This window comes from Skermanella sp. (assembly GCF_059503625.1).
Genome location: NZ_JCACHA010000305.1, coordinates 23,606 through 29,605, shown reverse-complemented (window position 1 = coordinate 29,605; position 6,000 = coordinate 23,606). Strand labels below are relative to the sequence as shown.

9 protein-coding genes are annotated in these 6,000 nt (G+C 65.2%); 4 read left to right on the top strand and 5 right to left on the bottom strand.

Translation table 11 applies throughout. From position 1 onward, the window contains the following. Window positions 1-488 precede the first annotated feature (488 nt). Both AC5JJ6_RS07100 and AC5JJ6_RS07095 read left to right on the top strand, forming a co-directional pair. Window positions 489-866, top strand: coding sequence for a DUF6876 family protein (locus AC5JJ6_RS07100; protein ID WP_496041361.1), 378 nt, complete (start codon window positions 489-491; stop codon window positions 864-866). 408 nt (window positions 867-1,274) lie between these two features. Beyond that, window positions 1,275-1,505, top strand: coding sequence for a hypothetical protein (locus tag AC5JJ6_RS07095; RefSeq protein ID WP_496041360.1), 231 nt, complete (start codon window positions 1,275-1,277; stop codon window positions 1,503-1,505). A 316-nt stretch (window positions 1,506-1,821) separates the two neighbouring features. Here the strand turns inward: AC5JJ6_RS07095 and AC5JJ6_RS07090 are convergent, their stop codons facing one another. Next, on the bottom strand, window positions 1,822-2,283 hold the full coding sequence (locus AC5JJ6_RS07090) for a hypothetical protein (RefSeq protein WP_496041359.1): 462 nt from the start codon (window positions 2,281-2,283) through the stop codon (window positions 1,822-1,824). A gap of 229 nt (window positions 2,284-2,512) precedes the next feature. Between AC5JJ6_RS07090 and AC5JJ6_RS07085 the strand changes: the two genes are divergently transcribed. Together AC5JJ6_RS07085 and AC5JJ6_RS07080 are read left to right on the top strand one after the other, a co-directional pair. Beyond that, complete coding sequence (locus AC5JJ6_RS07085) at window positions 2,513-2,941, top strand: DUF6626 family protein (RefSeq protein WP_496041358.1); 429 nt, start codon at window positions 2,513-2,515, stop codon at window positions 2,939-2,941. 192 nt (window positions 2,942-3,133) lie between these two features. After that, on the top strand, window positions 3,134-3,559 hold the full coding sequence (locus tag AC5JJ6_RS07080; protein WP_496041357.1) for a hypothetical protein: 426 nt from the start codon (window positions 3,134-3,136) through the stop codon (window positions 3,557-3,559). A gap of 250 nt (window positions 3,560-3,809) precedes the next feature. On the opposite strand, the gene AC5JJ6_RS07075 is transcribed toward AC5JJ6_RS07080, so the two are convergent. The 4 genes from AC5JJ6_RS07075 to AC5JJ6_RS07060 all read right to left on the bottom strand — a co-directional run bounded on the left by AC5JJ6_RS07075 (window position 3,810) and on the right by AC5JJ6_RS07060 (window position 5,923). Beyond that, entirely contained in the window at window positions 3,810-4,238 is a 429-nt protein-coding gene (locus AC5JJ6_RS07075) for an SRPBCC family protein (RefSeq protein WP_496041356.1), read from the bottom strand. Window positions 4,239-4,414: 176 nt separating this feature from the next. Continuing rightward, window positions 4,415-4,645, bottom strand: coding sequence for a hypothetical protein (locus AC5JJ6_RS07070; RefSeq protein WP_496041355.1), 231 nt, complete (start codon window positions 4,643-4,645; stop codon window positions 4,415-4,417). Window positions 4,646-4,726: 81 nt separating this feature from the next. Continuing rightward, window positions 4,727-5,389 (bottom strand): dioxygenase family protein, encoded by a 663-nt coding sequence (locus tag AC5JJ6_RS07065; RefSeq protein ID WP_496041354.1) that lies wholly within the window; start codon window positions 5,387-5,389, stop codon window positions 4,727-4,729. Between the two features lie 72 nt (window positions 5,390-5,461). Further along, window positions 5,462-5,923, bottom strand: coding sequence for a hypothetical protein (locus AC5JJ6_RS07060; protein WP_496041353.1), 462 nt, complete (start codon window positions 5,921-5,923; stop codon window positions 5,462-5,464). Between the last annotated feature and the right edge of the window lie 77 nt (window positions 5,924-6,000).

Here is a 6,000-nt window from a genome sequence, read left to right as displayed (position 1 = left end):
CTGGCCGTCCGCTCCAGCTGTTTCACCGCGTCGAGATAGCGGACGAGAGTGGCAAGGTGCTTGCGGTAATCCCTTTCCGTGAGCTTGTCACGATCCAGGAGTAGGTTGCTCCTCCGCTCCGCAGGCTAAAGCGGCCTTTCAGTGAGGTTGGGCGGACCGCGGCGCCAGCAAGTCGGAAGCGCCGGCCAGATCCTGAGCGGCCCCGGCAATGGCTCCTGAAAAGGCGCCCAGCCAGCACTGAAGGCCCTACGTCTTCCACCTGCGATCGGAGCCTCGCTCGACTGGCGCACATAGGCGGGCACTTCCGTCCTGCCCTGAGAACCTGCTGGCGGCACCTACCGCGGCGCAGCACGCCGGAGCCACTTGTGCCGCCGACATAGGCGCAAGCTTTGGTGCTGTGAGCGCGGTGCCCCCGCCCCCGCAAGTCTCCGGATGACTCGAGAGCCAGAAGGCTATCGATAGAGAGGGCCGCTGAGGAGGGCGGCCTCATGACCCCACAGGAACTGCAGACCGCACTCGCGGGCTTCTCTGCCTCCGACACGCTCACCCGCCATGGCCTGACCCGCCGCATTCTGATGACCCAAGGTGTCGTGTTCCTGGCCGAGCAGGCCCAGGCCCACTGGCTCACCGACCTGATCGTCTCGCATCAGGCTGACCCGCGGGTTCGTTCGGAGCCTTTTCAAGTTTGGACCCTGACCGTCGACACTGCGGAACGCCGCGCTGTCGCCACTATGACCAACGGCAATTCCAAACAGTTCGTTACCAAGCAGGAGATCCCTTGGACCGATTTCCCGTTGCCAGAGGTGACGCTGTGGTTGGTGCAGGAAGGCTCAACGTGGGTGATGCTGCTGCCTAGCGAGTACTGAAGCAAGCGTCACGTCGCCGGGTCCTCCGCCGCGCGGCTTCATCGACAGCTGTTCTGGCGGGACGGGACGTCGTCGGTCCGTATGGCTGTCGCGATCCCGATCTTCATCGCTCCAGACGTCTGAGTTCGCTGGCTTGCAGGAGACCTCACCTTCGACCGTGCTGAAGGTGGGGTGCACACTCGCACCTCTTCCCGAACAAGCGGCAGGTTTTCCCGACCAAAGAGCACCAGGCCGGGCCCAAGCATCATCTACGGCGCTAGTAAGAAATCATTATAATTGGCACAATCGTGAACCCGATCATGCCGCACCAGCAGCAATGCGGAAGGGCTGCGTAGTGCCGAGGCAGGCCAGCTAGACGCTTTCGACCAGGCGTTCCTAATGTATGCTGATATGCTCACAAGGTATCGAATGGCGCTCCGCCTTTCGGTGTCGCCGACGGGCATTGAGCTGAACGGTGAGGTGGGATGGATCATCGTTCCGGGCGATGAGGCCTCCGGCGACGATCTGCGGGCCGCATTAAAGGTATCGGCGAAGATTAACTCCCAGGAGGCGCTGCTGCGGCGCGTCTGGGACACGGGTGAGCCTGTGGTTCCGGTGAAGTTGTCGGGTAGCCATCTCTCTGAGTTCCTGACGCACTGAGTGCTGTGGGGTGTGGTGCGATGCGATGCGATGGCATCGCTCAGTGCGCCTGACATGATCTCGTCCAACTTCGCTCTTGATGTCTGAACTCTCTCTGACTGGCTGTCAGCACTCTATAGCTTCTACGTCTCCATCGCCTGGGTGAACGATGCCATTGCGGGCTCCGGAAGCCGGAAGACCCACAATGGCAGGCGATGAACGAGAACGATGACTTCATGGCCGACGCGTTGCGAAGGCAATTCATCTGGGCGTGGGCGCCGACGCGTCGCGAAGGCATTTGGTCCGGTGTCCCCTATGGGTTGGTAGGGTGGCGACCCTACCGGGTTCGCGGCAGCAACAGCCTGTCGCCAGTTGCTGGGGTGATCTCCTTGGCCATGTAGCGGCCGAGGCCCATGGGGTCGTTCACCAGCTCGACCACAATCGAGCCGCTTTCGACCAGCTTCGGCCACTGCACTAGCGCCGCGGCGTTGAATTTGCCGACCCTCTCCAGAGGCACGACGAACGCCGAGTGGATGTGGAGATTGGTCTCCACATGCTCCGCAACGGCAATATACGTCGTGCAGCGGTCCGGACGCTCATCCCAGTTTCGGCCAGCAACGGCTCGGTCCATTCGGCACTGGAATTCCTCTAGCTTGGCGCGTGCAGCGTCGAGCGATGTCTGCCGATTGAACGCCAAGGTCACGAACAGCGTTGGCCTTGACTGCGCGACCAGCGCCTGAATGCCCTGGCGATAGCTCTCCATGGCGCACACGATTTGCTGGGGCGCGATGTTAGCCATTGCGGCGGCCCTGCAGGCGCACAGTCTTCCGCAGCTGCTTTATGTTCCACCAGCGGAAGGCCGTGACAACGTCGGGCAGCTTGCACTCGTTTATCTGGGACATGTGCCCCTCCTTGTTCTTGCTTGTTGGGCCGCAACCGCGGCCAAAAATCGGCACCGTCGTCGAGGACGACTGAAGCGGTAAATACGGCCGATGCCGTAGACCTATTTATACCCGGAGGAACCGCAGATGATCCTGCACGACGCTTATCACGTCCTAAAGCGCCTCGGCCTGGTCGCCAACCACGCCGCCTTTGCGACCGGGTATCTGAATAAAAGGCCCCGTTATTACGATGACCTGGTCTGCTCACAGCGGCCGCCGAGCGTGGCAGCGTTGCTGTCACTGTACGTGCGCGTGCGGGCCATCGCCGATGCCTTCGCCGGCAGGCCTCCTATAGCGACGCACGCGGAGGAGCTGAACGGCATTGCACGTCGGACCTGGCTGGAGCTGGAACGGCGCTGTTGTTCTCTGCTGCCTGACCGCAAGCACCGCCCCTGCACGGTCCGCGCAGCGACGCGTCCGCGTGATGCCACGGCCTCAGGGCCGACTACCACTACCCACCGGTACAGCGCAGATGGATCGGATGCCCACGCCGACCAGCCCGCTCTGCGGGTTTGACCGGATAAATACCCCTGAGAGGCGGGCTGGTTACCGGGCCTCTCCGGACGACATCGGAGGTGGCCGCCACGCTCCAGATCGGGGCACCAATGCAAGGTCGGTTCTCTTGGTCACCACGTCGTCCGGACCAAGACCGGGCCCGCCGGCCATATCAGCCGCCGGCGGGCCACCCATTTCAGAGGACGACATCCCATGGACCAGATCGAAGCATTTCTCGAAACGCTGCTCGAGAACTCGCCTGCGCAATACAGAAGCATCGCTCAGAAGGCGCTCGACATATACCGAGGCTGGGGCCAGCTGACGGTGAAACTGAAGAACTGGGCGTTGCGGGCCGCCAAGGTGCAGCGCGTCGCCGTGCCCGAAGCCTTCCACGAACTCCCGGCCTTCGAGCCCAGGACCAGCACCTACGCCCCGGAGGACACCCCAACGCAGCCCGAGGCGTGCGTGCAAAGCGCCGGCTCTTCCAGCAGGTCCGATGAACGAGAGGTAATTGGCGGACACGATGGCGGCGATGGCGCAGCTGCTGACCGCCGCCGCGGCGGACCTACGTCGTCCTTGAAAGAGACCAGGAGCAGTTCACACTCCTGCGGCGCAGGAAGTTGCTCAAGACGTTCTTAGTGCGTAATTTTATTACGCTGCAGCCCCGTTAGATCGATGCCCTCAAATGGTGATACGTGCTGCAGACCGACCTTTGCCGCCGCTGCGGCTGACCAGCGCGGTCGCTGGCGCTGTTCCTGTCGGCGCCTTGCGGTGCGCCGGTCAATCCCCGAGCGAAAAGTCTCCTGTTGACCTTACGGAAGGCGCGACTGTCTCGCCGCACTGACCCGGAGCGGGGTTGGAGCCGCTGACCAACTTGAGGCTGTATGGCTCAGATGTCTGGGTCGCTGGTGGCGCTGTGGCCAAAAGCACGGCTCGAAACATCGGCTGTATGCAGGTCCGGATCGCCGCCTCCGGCCCGCTCGAGGTGAGATTTCAAGCTCTGCAACGCGGCTTCCGCGCTAAATCGGGCTGCGTCCTGCGGCGTCTCCGGTCCGGTGGGGTCAGCCGCCGGGGCGGTGTCGCGCTGCAGATGCAGTGTCAGCGTCGTCACCCCCTCTGTCCCATGCACTCGCCACTCCCCAGCCGGGTCAAAGGACCAGCGCACCGTGCCGGCGGCACGGTCGCTTTCCAACCCAGCGTCCGGCAGCTCCGTCTCCTCACGACGCAGTTGCGGCAACCAGTCACGGAGATGGGCGAGGTCAGCCAGATAGGCAAAGACCTCGTCGGCTGGGCGGGCAATAGTGATCTGCTGTTCCATCACCCCCGAACGCCATGCGCAACGCCGCAGTTGCGGCCAGACGTGGCTCTTGTCGGGTTCCGGGGTGATAGCGGGACATCACACGGCCTGAGCGCCAACGAGGGCGCCGAGCAGGGCTTTGCCGCGGCGAAGGACTTCAACGAGCCCGGCGCCCACCCGGTAGGCAATCTCGGCGATCAGCCAGGTGCCCTCTTGGCCGCATCCGGGTTCGACCCGGCATCCTCGTCGAGATCCTCCACGATTTCCTCTAGCGCCGATTGGTCGAGCTTCTTGGCTTGCTCGATCAACTGGTCGGCTTCGGCCTCCTGCCCCTCAGCGAGCTTTCCAAGCGCCGCTTCGCCGAGGTCCCGAGCCTTCTCGTGCCGGTCGTCGTCGGACCGCGCCGGCTCCTTGCCTTGCTGTGCCATGATGTCCTCCGCGCAGGATCCCGCCAGAACTGGCATCCAAGCATCCGGTTCCGGATGACACCTCCAGCCTGCCCTGCCCGGCTAGCCGAGCACGATGTCGCGGCTGGCTAGCAGGGCGCCGGTTTCGATCCGGTCAGCAGGTCCCAGGCGCAGCAGCACCGCCTCGCGCTGGCGTGGATCGCGCAGGGCATTGAACAGCCCGTCACGCTCATTCAGCGGCTCGCCGGCCACGTAAAACTGCGTCACCACCGGCACCCGCCCCGGCGTCATCACCGCAACATGGATGTGCGGCGTCCGCCCAGGGTATGGGACCGGCCGGATGGTGCGGAAGGCGTAGCTGCCGTCCGGCCCCGTGGCGGCCCGCCCTCGACCCTGGAAACCTGGGTCGCGCCCGTCTGCCCGGTCACGGGGATGGCGGTAGCGGCCGAAGACGTCGCACTGCCAGATCTCCACCACCGTGCCGGGCACGAGTTCGCCCCGCGCGTCCAGCACGTGGCCGCGCAGATGCGTCACAACGCCCTGCGCCCGCGCCGCCTCACCCGATACCTGCACCAGGTCGGCATCCGCGTCGCCTGACCAGTCCACCGGGTAGAACGGCCCGGCCGTCTGCCGTGGGGTCGGCAGGAGCGAGGTGGTCTGGGCCAGCCCCACCGTGCCCGTGATCAGCGGCCCGACCGCCGTGGCGGCAAGCCCCGAGACCAGGAGACGGCGACCGAGCAGGGACGGCCTGATGGGCAGCGGCATGGTGGCCTCCGTTGGCAGGGTGGTAGGGAATATGGTCGTGGTGTCTATACGCCACGAGGCCGGGCGCGCCGGTCAGGCTTCGAGGGCGAAGTCGGCGATCCGGAGCCCATGCCAGTACGCCCGGCCCAGGTAGAGACCCGGCCGGAGCAGCCGCAGCTCGTCGCGGACGCCGCGCGCGACCAGCGAGGTCCGGGAGTAATCGAGGATAATGCACTCGTGCCCGTCCAGCCGGCTCGCCCCCCTGCGGACCTCGGCGGTGATGGCGCGGATCCCGAAGGGCAGCAACCGGTTGGTCACCCGTCGCGCCCCGGCATCGAAGACCTTGCCGCGCCACGCCAGGCGCCCGGCCGATGCCGCGATGCCGCGTAGGGGCACGGCGTCCAGCGGGAGGATGAGGGTTCCACGGTGCTCGCCATCCGGCACCGGCCCGGCTTCCGCACTGGCGAAGAGCGCGTCCAGCTCGGCTCGTCGCAGGCCGAGGAGCTGCGCGGTGCCGTGGGGCCGTGCGTTCCGTGTGTCCGGTCTAGCGCTCACGCCTTCGTCCTGTTGCCGGATCGGCAGCGGTTGGATGCCGCCGTGGAAGCAGAACGCACCGCCACATGGCCCGGTGC

Coding starts and splice junctions, on each gene's coding strand:
- AC5JJ6_RS07100 (WP_496041361.1), top strand. CDS start 489: ATGACCCCACAGGAACTGCAGACCGCACTCGCGGGCTTCTCTGCCTCC.
- AC5JJ6_RS07095 (WP_496041360.1), top strand. CDS start 1,275: ATGGCGCTCCGCCTTTCGGTGTCGCCGACGGGCATTGAGCTGAACGGT.
- AC5JJ6_RS07090 (WP_496041359.1), bottom strand. CDS start 2,283: ATGGCTAACATCGCGCCCCAGCAAATCGTGTGCGCCATGGAGAGCTAT.
- AC5JJ6_RS07085 (WP_496041358.1), top strand. CDS start 2,513: ATGATCCTGCACGACGCTTATCACGTCCTAAAGCGCCTCGGCCTGGTC.
- AC5JJ6_RS07080 (WP_496041357.1), top strand. CDS start 3,134: ATGGACCAGATCGAAGCATTTCTCGAAACGCTGCTCGAGAACTCGCCT.
- AC5JJ6_RS07075 (WP_496041356.1), bottom strand. CDS start 4,238: ATGGAACAGCAGATCACTATTGCCCGCCCAGCCGACGAGGTCTTTGCC.
- AC5JJ6_RS07070 (WP_496041355.1), bottom strand. CDS start 4,645: ATGGCACAGCAAGGCAAGGAGCCGGCGCGGTCCGACGACGACCGGCAC.
- AC5JJ6_RS07065 (WP_496041354.1), bottom strand. CDS start 5,389: ATGCCGCTGCCCATCAGGCCGTCCCTGCTCGGTCGCCGTCTCCTGGTC.